A 15,847-nucleotide genomic window follows, 5' to 3' on the forward strand; every position below is an offset into this window, starting at 1 on the left:
ACGACAGGCGCCCCGGGCCTTGTCGGCCCGGGGCGCCTGGGAAGTCGCTTGGCGTCAGCTCAAGCAGCACGACCATGGCAGCCGGCGGGCCGGGTGCCATAGGTAAAGACGAAGGTCGAGTGCTTGCGCATGCGGTCAGTATGCCATGGCGGCTTCCCTCGTAGGCCGCCCGGCCACCCCGTTAGAATCGGAAGCACAGACCCCCGCCCGACCACCAGAAGGCACCCCGTGTCATCAGCGACCCAGTCTGCCGCCACCCCCGACACCGTCCTGGTCGTCGACTTCGGCGCGCAGTACGCCCAGCTCATCGCCCGACGCGTCCGCGAGGCGCGGGTCTACAGCGAGATCGTGCCCAGCACCACGCCGGTCGCCGAGATGCTCGCCAAGAACCCCGCGGCGATCATCCTCTCCGGCGGCCCCTCGTCCGTGTACGAGGAGGGTGCCCCCACCCTCGACCGCGAGATCTTCGAGGCCGGCGTCCCCGTCTTCGGCATGTGCTACGGCTTCCAGCTCATGGCGCAGGCCCTCGGCGGCACGGTCGACAACACCGGCGCCCGTGAGTACGGCCGTACGGACCTGCACGTCTCCAGGAACTCCTCCACCCTCTTCGAGGGCACCCCGGCCGAGCAGCACGTGTGGATGTCGCACGGCGACGCCTGCTCCGCCGCGCCCGAGGGCTTCGCGGTCACCGCCTCCACGGACGTCGTCCCGGTCGCCGCGTTCGAGAACGACGACAAGAAGCTCTACGGCGTCCAGTACCACCCCGAGGTCATGCACTCCACGCACGGCCAGCAGGTGCTGGAGCACTTCCTGTACCGCGGTGCCGGCCTGGAGCCGAACTGGACCACCGGCAACGTGATCGAGGAGCAGGTCGAGGCCATCCGCGAGCTGGTCGGTGACAAGCGCGCGATCTGCGGTCTGTCCGGCGGCGTGGACTCCGCCGTCGCCGCCGCCCTCGTCCAGAAGGCCATCGGCTCCCAGCTGACCTGCGTGTACGTCGACCACGGCTTGATGCGCAAGGGCGAGACCGAGCAGGTCGAGAAGGACTTCGTCGCGGCCACCGGCGTACAGCTGAAGGTCGTCGACGCCGAGGAGCGCTTCCTCAAGGCGCTCGCCGGGGTCAGCGACCCCGAGGAGAAGCGGAAGATCATCGGCCGGGAGTTCATCCGCGTCTTCGAGCAGGCGCAGGCCGAGATCATCGCCGACGAGGGCCCGGCCGTGGAGTTCCTGGTCCAGGGCACCCTCTACCCGGACGTCGTCGAGTCCGGCGGCGGCACCGGCACCGCGAACATCAAGTCGCACCACAACGTCGGCGGTCTGCCCGAGGACCTTGAGTTCAAGCTGATCGAGCCGCTGCGCAAGCTGTTCAAGGACGAGGTCCGCATGGTCGGCCAGGAGCTGGGCCTGCCGGAGGAGATCGTCCAGCGCCAGCCCTTCCCGGGGCCGGGCCTGGGCATCCGCATCGTCGGCGAGGTCACCAAGGAGCGGCTGGACCTGCTGCGCGAGGCCGACGCCATCGCCCGGGAGGAGCTGACCGCGGCCGGCCTGGACCGCGACATCTGGCAGTGCCCGGTGGTCCTGCTCGCCGACGTCCGCAGCGTGGGCGTCCAGGGCGACGGCCGCACCTACGGCCACCCGATCGTCCTGCGCCCGGTCTCCTCCGAGGACGCGATGACGGCCGACTGGTCGCGTCTGCCGTACGACGTGCTGGCGAAGATCTCCACCCGCATCACCAACGAGGTCCGTGACGTCAACCGGGTCGTCCTCGACGTGACGAGCAAGCCGCCGGGCACGATCGAGTGGGAGTAGGCCCTACGCGCGCCTGAGCGTGCGCAGGGGCTCACCGGGTCTCCAGACCTGGGTGACCAGATACGTGTCGTCCTCGACGTAGGTCCGTACGACCTCCGTCAGCTCGGTGCGGAAGAGGTGGAACGGCTGCGGCGGTTCCACCTCTTCCACGTACGCGGCCCTGGCCCCGCCGTCCTCGACCTCGTACGCCCGCCCGCCGACCCGGACGTCCCCGCCGCCCATGTCCGTACCCGCGCCCGGGTTGGCCTGGAGGGTGAACCGGGGGTCGCGGCGCAGGTCGAGGGCTTTCACCGAGCCCGGCATCATGCCGAGCCACAGCTCTCCGCCCAGGAAGCGGACCTCGATCCCGGAGGTGCGGGGAGAGCCGTCCTTGCGGAGGGTCGCGAGGACATGGTGCCGGTGGGCGCCGAAGCGCTCCTCGGCGGTCTTCGCCAGACCGGGTACGGCGGTGCTGAAGGCTGCCCAGTTCATACGGGCCAGTCTCACCGGCAATCCCGACATCCTCTGTCGGGTATGCGCGGCATCTTCACAGCACGGCTCTGCCCTTTCGCGCCGGACGGCGGTACCTTCCGGCCCGTACCGCTATCCCCGTACGGGAGGATCCATGCACGGGCCCACGCCGCCCCTGCCGCTGCCCACCGACCGGCTCCGGTTCGCCATGCCGCCGATGCACGACTCGCCCGAGGACGAGCGCCGGCACCGCAAGGAGCGGCTCGCGGGCGCCCTGCGGATCTTCGGGCGGGCGGGTTTCGAGGACGGTGTGTCGGGACACATCACGGCCCGCGACCCGGAGTTCACCGACTGCTTCTGGGTCAACCCCTTCGGGATGCCGTTCAGGCACGTCACCGTCGGCGATCTCGTCCTCGTCAACCAGGACGGACAGGTCGTCGAGGGCCGCTACCACGTCAACCAGGCCGCGTTCACCGTGCACGCCCAGGTGCACGCCGCCCGCCCCGACGTCGTCGCCGTCGCCCACTGCCACTCCGTGCACGGCCGCGCCCTCGCCGCCCTCGGTGACCTCATCGACCCCATCACCCAGGAGAGCTGCGCCTTCTACGAGGACCTCGCCCTGTACGACGCCTACACCGGCGTCACCGTGGACGCCGAGGAGGGCCGCCGGATCGCCACCGCGCTCGGCTCCCGCAAGGCCCTGGTGCTGCGCAACCACGGGCTGCTCACCGTCGGCGACTCGGTCGACGCGGCGGCCTGGTGGTTCCTCTCCCTGGACCGGTCCTGCCAGGTGCAGCTGCTGGCGAAGGCCGCGGGCCGCCCGGTGCTCATCGACCACAAGCTCGCCGTCGCCACCCGCGAACAGCTCGGCGGCGACCTCGTGGCCTGGATCAACTACCAGCCCCTGTGGCAGGACATCAGCCGCGGCGAACCGGACCTGCTCGGCTGACGCACCGCGAGCGGTGCGGTCCGTGACCGATCCGCCGCCGGGTCGACACGGCGGTACCGGCTTCACCCCCGGTGACCCGGCCCCGGCGCGCCGGAGGGCCCGCGTAGGGCACAATTCGCTGTCATCACAGGGGAGTTGCCCGGCCGTCGTACCCCACCACGGGGCCGGCGGCCGGATCGGCAGGTCGCGGGGAAGGCGGGCGTCGGGCGTGGCGGTGCAGAAGGCGGGAGGGCACACGGATGCCGACGGCGTCCACGAGGGCGGCTGCACCTGCGGGGACTGTCCGCACGGCGCCCGCGAGGGACACCGGCGGGCCGTCGCCGCGTTCCTGCGCCGGCGCGACGAGTTCGCCGCCGGCCGGGGGCTGCCCGCGGCCGTCGCCCACTCCGCCTCCGCGTCCCGCCAGTGGGTCTCCGAGGAACTGACCCAGCGGGCCGAGGCCGTGGCCGAACAGAGCCGGGCCGAGGGCGCGGCCCGGCTCGCCCGGCTGTGGCTGCGGACGCTGTACGCGGTCTGGGGCGCGGTCATCGCGCTGCTGCTGGCCGAGGCGCTCACCGCGATCGGCGCGGGCTGGACCGGCGCCCGCACCGCGGCCCTGCTCGCCGCGCTCGCCGTCGCCGCCGCGCTCACCACCGCCTGCTTCTTCCACCGGGCGCGCGGCGGAGCGCTCGCACCGGTGATCGGCGAGGACAACCGCGTCTCCACCTCCCGTACCGTCGCCGCCTGCTGGGTCCTTTTCGTCGCGTACGCCGTCCTGCTGCTCGCCGCCCGTCTGGCCGCCGCCTCCGACCACGCCGAACGCGACGCGCTGCTCGTGGGCCTCGACCTGGCGCGCGGCGCCGGCGTGGTGACCGTCCTCGCCGTGGTGTGCGGCGTCGCCGTGCTGGTCCGTCGGGTGGTGGGCCTGCGCGTCCTCGCCCAGCGGCTGCAAAAGGTGCCCGCCCACCGCCCGCGCGCCGCCGACCTGCTCACCGACGACTCCGGCCGGGGCGCCTTCACCGACATCCAGTACGTCGCCATGAGCGCCGTCGCCCTGCTGTTCGCCGCCGTACGACTGGCCCGCCGCCCCGACCAGCTGCCCGACCTCCCCTGGGGCCTGGGCGTGATCGTGCTGATCTCGGCCGCGACCTACCTGGCCGGCAAGTACGCCGAGGGCGGCCGGCCGGTGATCCTCTCGGTGGTCCGCGCCCGCGAACCCGGCGACCTCGACGGCCCGATCCGCACCGGCGACGACATCGAGATCCGCGGCAGCGGCTTCGTGCCGCCCGGTGCCCAGAGCGCCGACCGGCTCTCCCGCATGGTCGTCCGCATCGGCGCGGTCGACGTGCACGTCCCCCTGGTCCCGGTCACGGGCGGCTTCCGCAACCCCACGGACAACGCCCTGACCGTGCCCGTACCGGCCGAGGTGGAGCCCGGCGCGGTGGAGGTGCAGGTGGTGACCGCGGCCGGTGTGACGACCAACCGGTGCGTCGTCCAGGTGACGGAGTGAACGGGTGACGGAGTGAACGGGTGACGGAGTGAACGGGTGAGGGGTGAATGGCCCGTCCGGGAAGGGGTTTTCGTACTTTCGCCCGGCTTCCTGCCGTGATCCTCGCTAAAGTTGCCGCCAACCGCGGACGCGGTGGGGGGTACGGGGATGCGGGAACTCGGCGCGCCGATACGCGCGATGATCCATGCGGCGATGTCCGAACCGGACGCGCTGAGGCTGTGGTCGTCCGTCGCGCCGGAAGAGGTACTGGCGTCGGAGACCCACCGCAACATCGCGATGCACGTCTTCGACCACCGCGACCTGCTCACCCCGGCGCACGCCGCCGCGGACCCGGACGTCCTCGACGCCGTGTACCTGGCGGCCACCTACTACCTGGAGCGCTTGCAGCACCTGCCCGAAGGGGAGAGCTGGGAGGGGTACGCCTGCACCTTCCTCTTACGGATCGTGCACGCGGCGCGGCCCGCCGCCGTACCGCAGCCGCTGCGTGACGCCTTCGCCGAGCGCCCGCCGCAGGACGTGCCGCCGTACGAGACCGTGCACGCCGTGGGCAGGGCACTGCTCGCCGCCGGCACCGCCGGGAAGGACCCGGACGCGGTCCTGGCGGCCGGCGTGCTCCTGGCGCACGCCTGGGAGGAAGCCCGCGGCGGGGAGTCCGGGCCGCACATCGCCTTCGGCTTCGCCACCGGCCTCCTCGCGATGGCCGACCTCGGCGCCGGCCCGCGGGACGCGCGAGCGCGCGGGATCACCCTCATGCGCCTGGCCCTCGCCGAACTGCCCGCCGACGACCAGTTCCGCGACGCGATGCTGGCCGCCCTCGCGTCGGAGCTGGCCAAGGCACCACGTCAGACACCGGACGAAGCAAGCCTGGCGGCCGACGTGACCGCCTACATGCGACAGGGCGGCCTGGAACGCCTCGAAGCGGCCGTCGAGCGGCTCCGCACGGCCCTGGCGACGTCCGCGACCGGGGAACCGGAGCGCAGCCTGCGCCGCGCCGAACTGGGGCAGGTGCTGCGGATGCGGTTCGAGACCACGGGCGAGCTGACCGACCTCGACGCCTCGGTCACCGAGCTGCGGACCGCACTCGCGAGCGGGGCACTGGACACCGAGAGCCGGGCGTCGGTCGCCTCCTTCCTCGGCCTCGCCCAGCTCGACCGGTACGTCCACTCCCAGGACCCCGCCGACCTCGACGCGGCCACGAGCGCCGTCCGGGACGGCTGCGACCCCGCCGTGGCCGCCTCGCCGGCCCACCCCCAGCGGCTGACCAACCTGGCCGCCGTCCTCACCGCGCGATTCGACCGGTACGAGCGCGAGGCCGACCTCGACGAGGCCGTCGAGCACCTGACCTACGCCGTGACCGCCACGCCGCCGGCCCAGCACGACCACCCCGTGATGGCGGTCAAGCTGGCCGTCGCGCTGCGCAGACGCGGCACCCACCAGCGTCAGCCCGCGGACCTGCGCCGGGCCGAGGCGATCCTGCGGCAGATCGCGGACGGCTCCCCGGACACCGGCCCCACCCGGCAGCTCGCGCGGATGGAGCTGGCGGAACTGCTGGCGGAGCGGGGCACGCTCTTCGACGACGAGCAGGACATCGCCGACGCCATCGACCAGTACCGCGCCACCGCTCTCACGCCCACCGAGGACATCCGCACCCGTCTGCGCTCCGCCTACGGGTGGGGCGTCCACGCGGTCACGCTGGGTGCTCTGGACCTCGCCCGCGAGGGCTTCCGCCTGGCGCTGACCGAACTGCTGCCCAAGCTGACCGGTCCCGCGCTGGGCCGGGAGTCGCAGGAGACCCGGCTGCGCGAGGTGTCCTCGCTGGCCACCGTCGCCGCGACCGCCTCCGTCATGGCCGGGCGGCCCCGGGAAGCACTCGTCCGGCTGGAACAGGGCCGCGGTGTCCTGCTGGCCCAGGCCCTGCGGCTGCGCGGTCGGCACGACGACCTCTCCGCCGCCTCACCCGAACTCGCCGATCGGTTCGAGCGGGTCTGTGCCGAGCTGGTCGCGCGGCAACGCGGCCCCGAGGAACGCAAGGCGGCCGCGGCCGAGTTCGACCAGGTGGTCAGGGACATCCGCGCCCTGGAGACGTGGGAGGACTTCCAGGAGCCGCTCGGCTGGGAACGGTTGAGCGAGGCCGCGGCAGACGGTCCCGTGGCCGTGGTCAACGTGTCCGCGTGGGGCTGCTTCGTGCTGCTCGTGACCCGGCCGCCCGGCCGCCCCGGCCGCGTGGAGACGCTGACGCTCGACGTCACCGAGGACGACATCGACCGACGCGCCGGAGCCTTCCGCACCGCCGTGACCCGGCTGCGGGAAACGACGGGCCGCGAGCGCCTGCGGGCGGACAGGGAACTGAAGGACACGCTGCGCTGGCTGGGGGCCCGCATCGTGCGTCCCGTCCTCGCCCACCTGGACCTGGCCGGACCGGCGGACCCCGGCGTGCCCCCGCCGCGGCTGTGGTGGTGCCCGACCGGGGTGCTGTCCCTCCTCCCGCTGCACGCCGCCGTGCTGGAGGAGGGGTCCGACGGGCCGGTGTACACCCACGACCGGGTCGTCTCCTCCTTCACCCCGACCCTGGGCGCCCTGCTGCACGCCCGCTCCCAGCCGGTCACCGGCGAGAACCCGGCCTCCCTCCTGGCCGTGGCCGTGGACGCCGGCGGCGCGCACCCCCCGCTGGCCGCCCTGGACGACGAACTGGCCGTCACCGGCGGACTGCCGGGCCGCCGGGACGTGCTGCGCGGCACCGAGGCCACGCCCCGGGCGGTGCTGGCCGCGCTGCGCGGACACACCCACGCCCACCTGGCCTGCCACGGCGTACGGGACCCCGGGGACCCCGCGCGCAGCCGACTGCTCCTGCACGGCGGGGAACTCACCCTGCGCGAACTGGCGGGGGAACGGCTGACGGACGCCCGGTTCGCCTACCTCTCCGCCTGCCACAGCGCCGCACCCGGCGAGGAACTGGCCGACGAGGTCATCTCGGTGGCCTCCGCCTTCCAGCTCTGCGGCTACCGGCAGGTGATCGGAAGCCTGTGGACCGTCGACGACCGGATGGGCCCCCTGCTCGCCGCGGAGGTGTACCGCCATCTCGCCGCCCCCGGCACCCCGCCCGCCGCCGTCGCCCTGCACCGGGCCATCGGGGTGCTGCGAGAGCACCCCCGCTACCGCGATCCGCTGTTCTGGGGCTCGGTCATTCACCACGGACTGTGAGGAGTTGCCCGGTGGACGACGAACGCAGACTCCGCGCCGACTTCTGCGCGGCGCTCGAATGGCTGCCCGAGGAGCAGGAAGCAGCCGCACTGCGCGCCGCCGTGCGGTCCGTGCTCGACGGCACGGCCACGGTACGGCAGGCGATCGACGCCCTGGGCGTGCCGGAACACGTCCTGACCGGCCCGGAGAGCGCGGTACGCGGCTGGGAGCCGGGTGACTCCCTCCTCCCCGGTGCCGTGGCCCGCGCCGGCGGTGAGGTCTACCGCTGCCCCGAAGGCTGGTGCGGGCTGAACGAGCCCCGGCGGCCGAGCGGCACCCTCCCGGCCGGCGGGCGCTGCTGGCTGCACGACAGACCGCTGCGCGTCGTGGAGGCCTGACCGGTGGCCCCGGTCCTCGACGGACTCGGCGAGAAGCTGGCCGAGAAGTGGCTGACCGCGCTGGCGGCCCCCGGCCTGCTGTTCGTGGGAGCCACCGTCACCGCCGCCGTCCTCGGCCAGACCAACGCACTCGACTGGTCCCTGCTCCGCAGGCGAGTCGGCCACTGGGCGACGACGGCCGGGCACTGGTCCACCGGCGAACAACTCGCCGCCGCGGCGGTCCTCATCCTCGCCGCCGTGGCCGTCGGCACGCTGGTACGGACGTGCGGCGACGGCGCCGTACGGATCTGGACGGGAGACTGGCCCGGCCCGCTCCGGCCGCCGGCCCACCGGCTGACCGCCCGGCGCGCACGGCGCTGGGACGATCTCCAGACGGACATCGAGCGACTGCGCACCCCTCGTCCGGCCCGCGACCGGACAGCGGACGTCCGCCAGGAGATCGACGCGCTGACCGTCCGCCGTGACCGCATCGCGCTCGCGCGGCCGACGCGCCCCACGTACACCGGCGACCGCCTCGCGGCCACCGTCGTCCGCGTGGACACCCAGTACGGCATCGACCTCGCCGCCTGCTGGCCCCGGCTGTGGATGGTGCTGCCGGAGGACGTGCGGACCGAGCTGCGCACCGTGCGGACCCGCTTCGACACCGCAGTCGTGGGCTCCGTCTGGGCCGCCTGCTACGCCGTGCTCGGGTGTTTCTGGTGGCCGGCCGCCGTGGCCGCCGTCGTGACGGGGCTCCTGGCGCGGCAGCGGGTGCCGCAGGCCGCGGCGGCACTCGCCGAGCACGTGGAGTCCGCGGTCGACGTCCACCTGCGACGACTGGCGGAGGAGATCGGGCTCACCGGACTGGCCGACGGGCCGCCCGACCGCCGCCTGGGTCTCGCCCTGAACCGCATCGCCCGCAAGGCCACGTGAGACCGGTGCCAGGCCCGCGGGAAGCCAGGCCCCGCTGTTCACGTCGACGCCCGAATTCCGGAAAATGGCTCAGGAAAGGATTGAACGGGCTCCCTTCGTCATACGTATGGTCACGTGAGGGGTGCTTCGGCGGGCGAGAGGCGGCTGGCGGCGATGACTCACGGGATGCGGACGGGCATGCACACCACCGGGCTGGACGGCCATCGCACCTGGCGGGAGACCGCCAGCCACTACGCCCTGCTGCCCCTGCGCGTCTTCCTGGGCGTCACCTTCATCTACGCCGGTCTGGACAAGCTCACCGACAGCGCGTTCATGAAGTCCGGCGGCACCGGCTCCATCGGCGACACCATGCGCGCGGCCCGCGACTCCGCCGCCATCCCGGCCCTGGTCGACCTGGCCTTGAAGAGCCCGGTCGGCTTCGGCTACGCCATGGCCCTCGGTGAACTGGCCGTCGGCATCGGCGTCCTGCTCGGCCTGTTCGGCCGGCTGGCCGCACTCGGCGGCGCGCTGATCTCCCTCAGCCTCTGGCTGACGGTGAGCTGGGCGACCACCCCCTACTACTACGGCAACGACCTCGCCTACCTGATGGCCTGGCTCCCCCTGATCCTCGCCGGCACCCCCTACCTCTCCCTCGACGCCGCCTGGCGGGCCCGGCGCCGAATGACCGGCGGCTACCGCTGACCGCCCTCGGCGCCGCCCCGTCTGCGTATCCCCCGGGCCAGCGCCGCCGTGGCGCCGGCCAGGCACAGCCCGCCCACGACCAGCGGGACGACCGCGAACCACGGTGTCTCCCACAGACCGCCCGCGTCTCCCGCGAAAGCCACCGCGGTGGCGGTCAGGAAGAGCCCGGCGACCAGCTTCCCGGGCTGGAACTCATGATGCAGCACGGCTGACCTCCACCTGTCCCACTCCGACACCGAGCGTCAGATCCAGCGTGCCGCCCTTCCCGGCCCCCTTGGTCGGCATCAGCGTCACCTCCTCGTGCCTTCCGGGCCGCACGTCCACGTCCTTGCCGCTGTCCCCGGGCAACCGGATGTCACCGACCCCCACATCGATGCTCAGCCGCACCGCCGCGTCCGCCGGCACGATCACCTTCAGCTGTCCCGCGCCCACCCGGACGTCCGTCGCGACCGCCTGCCCCTTGGCCGGGTGCACCCGGGTCAGGTCCAGGGTGCCCCGCCCGGTGCCGAGGTCGTACCCGGACCGCAGCTGGGCCGCCGCGACCGGCTTCCAGGACGTCTCCCGCCAGTCGGTGGTGATGTCCCGGGGCAGCGCCGCCGCCCCCGCGAGCAACCCCGCCGTGACCAGCGCCAGGAACACCGTGCCGGCCCCGGTGCGGCCCAGGAACGCGCTGAGCGCGATGCCGAGCCCGAACACCGCGAGCGCGCACGCCAGTCCGGTCTCCAGGCTGGTGCCCAGCGGGTGCGTGTCCCAGCCGAGCCCCGTGCCCAGGCCGCCCGCCAGCAGGGCGAGCAGAAACACCCAGCCGCCGATCCAGCGTGGGCCGCGCGGTCTCGGGGGCGCGGCGTACGGCGTCTGTATCGCCCCGGGATGCGTCCAGGGATGGGGTACGCCGACGTCCACGACCGAGGTCAGATCGCGCTCGCGGGCGTCACCGGGCCCCCACAGATAGCCGGTGCCGCCGACATGGGTGCCGTCCTTGACGATCGGGTCCCGCCACCAGGAGGGGTAGGTGGTGACGACCGGGGGCGCCTGGGCCTCCGGCGGGGCGTCGGCCGCGGCCTGCGCGGCCAGGGGGTCGGGGTCGGGGGCGCCACGGCGCCTCGACCAGTACCCCGCGCCGGCGAGCAGCAGCGACAGCACCGTGGCGAACGCCAGCACCCCGCCGTTCCTCAGCATCGTCAGGAAGATCCCGCAGCCGACCAGGGCGAACAGCACGGCGGCCAGCGCCTGGCCGTCCACCCGGCCCGTGAAGAGCTTGCGCAGCTCGTTCTCCTCCTCGTCCTGGTACGGCACCAGGAGCCAGGCGAAGCCGTAGAAGATCAGGCCCAGACCGCCGGTCGCGGAGAGTACGGCCAGCGTGATCCGGAAGATGACCGGGTCCATGTCGGTGTGCCGGCCGAGTCCCGCGCACACGCCCGCGATCATCTTGTGCCGACGGTCGCGCCGGAACCGGTCGGGCACCTCGGCGCCCTCCTGCGGCTCCGTCTCGTGCGTGGGGGAGTGGGGGCCGGCGCCGGCCGGTCCCGTCTCGTCCGTCGCGGCGGGCGCGGCATCCGTCGGCCCGGTGCCCGGGGCCGGGCGCGGGCCGGGGCCGGGTCCCGGACCCGTCGCGGCGTGCTCGTGATCCGTCATGCGTCCATGGTGACGGCCCGGCCGCCGCGACGGCAGTCGGGACGACCCTGGGCCAACCCTGAAATCGGCCCTGAGACGGGACGGGGAAGCGTTCGAGCGGCACCGGCCGCCGCGCAACGCCCGCCGAACCGACCGTTTGGACCGGCCCCGACGGAAGATCAGGGGCGTCTCGGGGGCAGACCCTGATGCCCCGTCCCGCCGCTCGTGTGACCATCGTTGGCATGCCGGAAGCCGCAAGCCTGCCACTCGACGACCCGCGGCCCCCGCGCAAGCTCTACCGCAGCAGCGACGGACGCTGGCTCGGCGGAGTGGCGCGGGGCCTCGCCGGGCATCTCGGGCTGCCCGTCGTGTGGGTGCGGCTCGTCTTCGTCGGCCTGTTCATGGCCGACGGACTCGGAGCGCTGCTGTACGCCGCGTTCTGGTTCTTCGTGCCCCTCGGCGTCGGCGGCGTCGGCGACCAGAAGCCGTCGCTGGTGGGCACGGAGGCGTCGCCGGACGGCCGCCGCAGACTGGTGGCCCGCAAGCCGGACCGGGGACAGATCGTCGCGCTGCTCCTCATGGTCATCGTGTCCGTGGTCTTCGTGGGCAGCGTGAACCTGGGCAGCGCCACCAAGGCGTATCTGGTGCCCGCCGTGCTCGTCGCCGCCGGTGTCGCCCTGGTCTGGCGGCAGGCGGACAACGCCCGCCGGGCCCGCTGGGCCGAGGCCGGCCGCCGGCGCCGCACCCTCACCCTGCTCCGCGCGGCCGGCGGCGTCCTGCTCGTCACGGCCGGTGTCTCCGCCATCTTCGTCCTGCAGGGCTCGACCGCCCACCTCGGCGCCGTTCTTCAGGCCGCGCTCGCCGTCCTCGTCGGCATCACCCTGCTCGCCGGCCCCTACCTGGTCCGTATGACCCAGGACCTGTCCGAGGAGCGCCTGATGCGCATCCGCGCCCAGGAACGCGCCGAGGTCGCCGCGCATGTCCACGACTCCGTGCTGCACACCCTCACCCTGATCCAGCGCAACGCCGACAACGCGGGCGAGGTGCGCCGCCTCGCCCGCGCCCAGGAGCGCGACCTGCGCACCTGGCTGTACAAGCCGGAGGGCACCGGCAAGGACGAGGCCGACGAACCGGACACGGTCGCCGAGGCGGTGCGCCGCAACGCCGCCGAGGTGGAGGACAAGCACGGCGTGCCCATCGAGGTCGTGATCGTCGGAGACTGCCCGCTCGACGAGAAGACCGGTGCGCAGATGCAGGCCGCGCGCGAGGCGATGGTGAACGCCGCCAAGTACGGTGGCGAGGGCGGCGCCGTACAGGTCTACGCCGAAGTCGAGGGAAAGACGGTCTTCGTGTCCGTGCGGGACCGCGGCCCCGGCTTCGACCTCGACGCGATACCCGCCGACCGGATGGGTGTCAGAGAATCGATCATCGGCCGCATGGAGCGCAACGGCGGCACGGCCCGGCTGCGGGCGGTGCCGGGCGGCGGCACCGAGGTCGAGCTGGAGATGGAGAGGGCGGAGAAGACGTCATGAGCGACGCGACCGAGGCGAACGGCACGGCGGGAGCGGCGGAGCCGGCCGAGGCCGGCCGGACCCGCGGCGGCGCGGGCGGGCGGCACGTGCGGGTGGTGCTGGTGGACGACCACCGCATGTTCCGTACCGGCGTCCAGGCCGAGATCGGCCAGACCGCCGAGACCGGGGTCGAGGTGGTCGGCGAGGCCGCGGACGTCGACCAGGCCGTCGCGGTCATCACCGCCACCCGGCCCGAGGTGGTCCTGCTCGACGTCCACCTGCCGGGCGGCGGCGGGGTCGAAGTGCTGCGCCGGTGCGCTGCGTTGATGGCGGACGCCGAGCAGCCGGTCCGCTTCCTCGCGCTGTCCGTGTCGGACGCGGCGGAGGACGTGATCGGGGTGATCCGCGGCGGCGCCCGCGGCTATGTCACCAAGACCATCACCGGCACCGACCTGGTCGACTCGATCTTCCGCGTCCAGGAGGGCGACGCCGTCTTCTCCCCGAGGCTGGCCGGCTTCGTCCTGGACGCCTTCGCCTCCACCGACGCCCCGCCGGTGGACGAGGACCTGGACCGCCTCACCCAGCGGGAACGCGAGGTGCTGCGCCTGATCGCCCGGGGCTACGCCTACAAGGAGATCGCCAAGCAGCTCTTCATCTCGGTGAAGACGGTCGAGTCCCATGTCTCGGCGGTCCTGCGCAAGCTCCAGCTGTCCAACCGGCACGAACTGACCCGCTGGGCGACCGCGCGCCGGCTGGTCTGACCCCTGCGGTCCCGCCCCGCCCCCGTCCCTCCCCGCGACCGTCCCTCACTCCACCCTTGTCGCCCCCGCGAACGGCATCTGGTCGATCGGAGCGAGACGGACCGGTGCCGACGGGTTGGGGGCGTGGATCATCTGGCCGTTGCCCACATAGATGCCGACGTGACTGATCCCGGAGTAGAAGAACACCAGGTCCCCCGGCTGGACTTCGGAGCGGGAGATCCGCCGGCCCGCGTTGATCTGGGCGTAGGTGGTGCGGGGCAGGGAGATGCCGGCGGAGCGGTAGGCGGCCTGGACCAGACCCGAGCAGTCGAAGGCGTGCGGGCCGGTGGCGCCCCACACATAGGGGCTGCCGAGCTTGCCGTAGGCGTAGGCGACGGCCGCCGCCGCGCGGGAGGTCGGGGCGGCGGCGGACCCGGGCCGCTCCAGCGGCTGCCGCGCGTCGGCGGCCGACCGGGAGACGCGGGCGCCCGTGCCGCCGGCACCGGTGACCTCGGTCCGCTGCGGCGGAGTCAGCCGCGCCAGCAGCCGACGGGCCTCGTCCAGCTTGCCGGTGACGGTCCTCTTCTGCCGTCGCAGCTCCGCCTGCCGTGACCGCAGCGACCTCACCTCGACGCGCGCGGCTCCGCGCAACCGCTCGATCTCCCGCAGTTGCCGGCGCACCCGGGAGACCGCGGCGGCCTGCCGGTCACCGGCCCGCTCCGCGAACGCGGCGCCGTCCAGATACCGGTCGGGATCGCTGGAGAGGGCCAGTTGCCAGGCCGGGGCGATGCCGCCGTCCCGGTACTGCGCCGCGGCGATCGAACCCAGTGCTTCCCGGGCCGAGTTGAGCCTCGTCTGCTTGCGGGCGGTCTCGTCCTGGAGCGCGCTCAGCCGCCGCTGGCCGGCGTCCGCCTCCTCCTTCGCCCCGTTGTACTTCTCGGTGGCGGCCTCGGCCTCCCGGTACAACGCCTCCACCCTGGCCTTCACCTGCGCCGGTGTCAGCCGCGGTTCGGCGTGCCCCGTCCCGTCGAGGGCGGTCACGGTGGCCGCGCCCGCCAAGGCGAGAGTGGCGGCCGTCCGGGCCGTATGGCCGCTGAGCGGGCGTTGCGGGCGCTTGCGGTGCGCTGCCACCTGGACCGTCACGTCCTTCCGTACGACTCGCACGACCGAGCGGTCGGTACGCCCCGCGGCGGCCCGACAGGGGAGCGGGCCGCCGCCGGGCCTTTCTCGGCGGTGGTGTCCGACTGCCGCCCCTGGCCCGGGCGGCGGTGGGGAGCCGGTCACCTGGGGGAGGACGCTAGGCCGGACGGTGACGCGCAGGTAACGCGGTGTACGGAACTGGTTCGGACGGATCGGGACGTGACCGTATGTGACCGTGCGAGCGGGCTGGAGTCGTCACCTTTACGGAGCGTGCTGACCGAAGAGCGGAAAGGGGGACTGACGGGAGCCGTGAGGTGCTATGGGGCCGCATATATGCAAGATCACGTGGACCGGGGCGTCGGGTTGCCGGGGTCGTGGGTGGGCGTGGTGACGCAGGGTCGCGGGGGTTGGTGACGAAGGGTCGCTGGGCTGGGGGCGAGGGCGAGGGCGGGGGCGGGGGCGAGGAGCGGGAGCGGGGGCGGACGGTTCGGTGAAGTTGGGCCGGTGGGCCGGTGGGCCGGAGGGTCTGGGGAGGGGTGGCTTGGTGGGCCCGGTGACTGGTGGGTCGGAGGGGGCTCGTTAGGCTCCGGCTCCATGGACGTACTCATCCATCTCTTCGTCGGCCTGCACATCATCGGCATCGCCGCGCTGCTCGGCGGTTTCCTCACCCAGATGAAGGCGATGGGCCAGGGCACGGCCCGGTTCGTGCCCGGCATGCTGCACGGCGCGCTGACGATGCTGGTCACCGGCGTGGCCCTGGTCGGCCTGAACCAGGCCGACGACCACCACGTCAACAACATCAAGATCGGCGTGAAGCTCGCCCTGCTGATCGTGATCCTCGGCCTGGTCTATGTGAAGCGCGACGAGGAGCGGGTCGACAAGGGCCTCTTCGGGCTGGTCGGCCTGCTGACCACGGCCAACATCTTCATCGCCGTCCTGTGGACCTGATCGCCGTCTCCGGATTCACCGGCCTC

14 protein-coding genes are annotated in these 15,847 nt (G+C 73.4%); 10 read left to right on the forward strand and 4 right to left on the reverse strand.

Annotated elements, in window-relative coordinates:
• Positions 1-228: 228 nt before the first annotated feature.
• Positions 229-1,809, forward strand: coding sequence for a glutamine-hydrolyzing GMP synthase (gene guaA / locus IE273_RS19845; protein ID WP_189816505.1), 1,581 nt, complete (start codon positions 229-231; stop codon positions 1,807-1,809).
• 3 nt (positions 1,810-1,812) lie between these two features.
• Here the strand turns inward: guaA and IE273_RS19850 are convergent, their stop codons facing one another.
• Positions 1,813-2,280, reverse strand: coding sequence for a pyridoxamine 5'-phosphate oxidase family protein (locus IE273_RS19850; protein WP_189816506.1), 468 nt, complete (start codon positions 2,278-2,280; stop codon positions 1,813-1,815).
• 133 nt (positions 2,281-2,413) lie between these two features.
• On the opposite strand from IE273_RS19850, the gene IE273_RS19855 reads away from it, so the two are divergent.
• From IE273_RS19855 to IE273_RS19880, 6 genes are all read left to right on the forward strand, one after another.
• Entirely contained in the window at positions 2,414-3,208 is a 795-nt protein-coding gene (locus tag IE273_RS19855) for a class II aldolase/adducin family protein (RefSeq protein ID WP_189816507.1), read from the forward strand.
• Positions 3,209-3,416: 208 nt separating this feature from the next.
• Complete coding sequence (locus IE273_RS19860; RefSeq protein WP_189816508.1) at positions 3,417-4,697, forward strand: hypothetical protein; 1,281 nt, start codon at positions 3,417-3,419, stop codon at positions 4,695-4,697.
• Positions 4,698-4,889: 192 nt separating this feature from the next.
• Positions 4,890-7,898: a CHAT domain-containing protein gene (locus IE273_RS19865; protein ID WP_229887292.1), complete on the forward strand. Its 3,009-nt coding sequence runs from the start codon at positions 4,890-4,892 to the stop codon at positions 7,896-7,898.
• 11 nt (positions 7,899-7,909) lie between these two features.
• On the forward strand, positions 7,910-8,275 hold the full coding sequence (locus tag IE273_RS19870; protein ID WP_189816510.1) for a hypothetical protein: 366 nt from the start codon (positions 7,910-7,912) through the stop codon (positions 8,273-8,275).
• A 3-nt stretch (positions 8,276-8,278) separates the two neighbouring features.
• Entirely contained in the window at positions 8,279-9,187 is a 909-nt protein-coding gene (locus IE273_RS19875) for a hypothetical protein (RefSeq protein WP_189816511.1), read from the forward strand.
• Positions 9,188-9,340: 153 nt separating this feature from the next.
• On the forward strand, positions 9,341-9,868 hold the full coding sequence (locus tag IE273_RS19880; RefSeq protein ID WP_189816512.1) for a DoxX family protein: 528 nt from the start codon (positions 9,341-9,343) through the stop codon (positions 9,866-9,868).
• On the opposite strand, the gene IE273_RS19885 is transcribed toward IE273_RS19880, so the two are convergent.
• Entirely contained in the window at positions 9,859-10,074 is a 216-nt protein-coding gene (locus tag IE273_RS19885; protein ID WP_189816513.1) for a hypothetical protein, read from the reverse strand. The two genes, IE273_RS19880 and IE273_RS19885, sit on opposite strands and share 10 nt — an antisense overlap.
• The gene (locus IE273_RS19890; protein WP_189816514.1) at positions 10,061-11,503 is read right to left on the reverse strand and encodes a PspC domain-containing protein; all 1,443 of its coding nucleotides are present in this window, start codon (positions 11,501-11,503) and stop codon (positions 10,061-10,063) included. Before IE273_RS19890 ends, IE273_RS19885 begins: the two co-directional genes overlap by 14 nt.
• Before the next feature lie 221 nt (positions 11,504-11,724).
• Between IE273_RS19890 and IE273_RS19895 the strand changes: the two genes are divergently transcribed.
• Together IE273_RS19895 and IE273_RS19900 are read left to right on the forward strand one after the other, a co-directional pair.
• A complete protein-coding gene (locus IE273_RS19895) occupies positions 11,725-13,014 on the forward strand; it encodes an ATP-binding protein (RefSeq protein ID WP_189816515.1) in 1,290 nt (429 codons plus the stop codon).
• Positions 13,011-13,754, forward strand: a complete 744-nt coding sequence (locus IE273_RS19900) for a LuxR C-terminal-related transcriptional regulator (RefSeq protein WP_189816516.1) — start codon at positions 13,011-13,013, stop codon at positions 13,752-13,754. Before IE273_RS19895 ends, IE273_RS19900 begins: the two co-directional genes overlap by 4 nt.
• Before the next feature lie 45 nt (positions 13,755-13,799).
• Here IE273_RS19900 and IE273_RS19905 read toward each other — a convergent pair whose 3' ends face one another.
• Complete coding sequence (locus tag IE273_RS19905; protein WP_189816552.1) at positions 13,800-14,864, reverse strand: C40 family peptidase; 1,065 nt, start codon at positions 14,862-14,864, stop codon at positions 13,800-13,802.
• Between the two features lie 603 nt (positions 14,865-15,467).
• Here IE273_RS19905 and IE273_RS19910 point away from each other — a divergent pair.
• Complete coding sequence (locus IE273_RS19910) at positions 15,468-15,821, forward strand: hypothetical protein (protein ID WP_189816517.1); 354 nt, start codon at positions 15,468-15,470, stop codon at positions 15,819-15,821.
• Positions 15,822-15,847: the final 26 nt, after the last annotated feature.

This window comes from Streptomyces olivaceoviridis, from assembly GCF_014650115.1.
Taxonomy (GTDB): domain Bacteria; phylum Actinomycetota; class Actinomycetes; order Streptomycetales; family Streptomycetaceae; genus Streptomyces; species Streptomyces olivaceoviridis.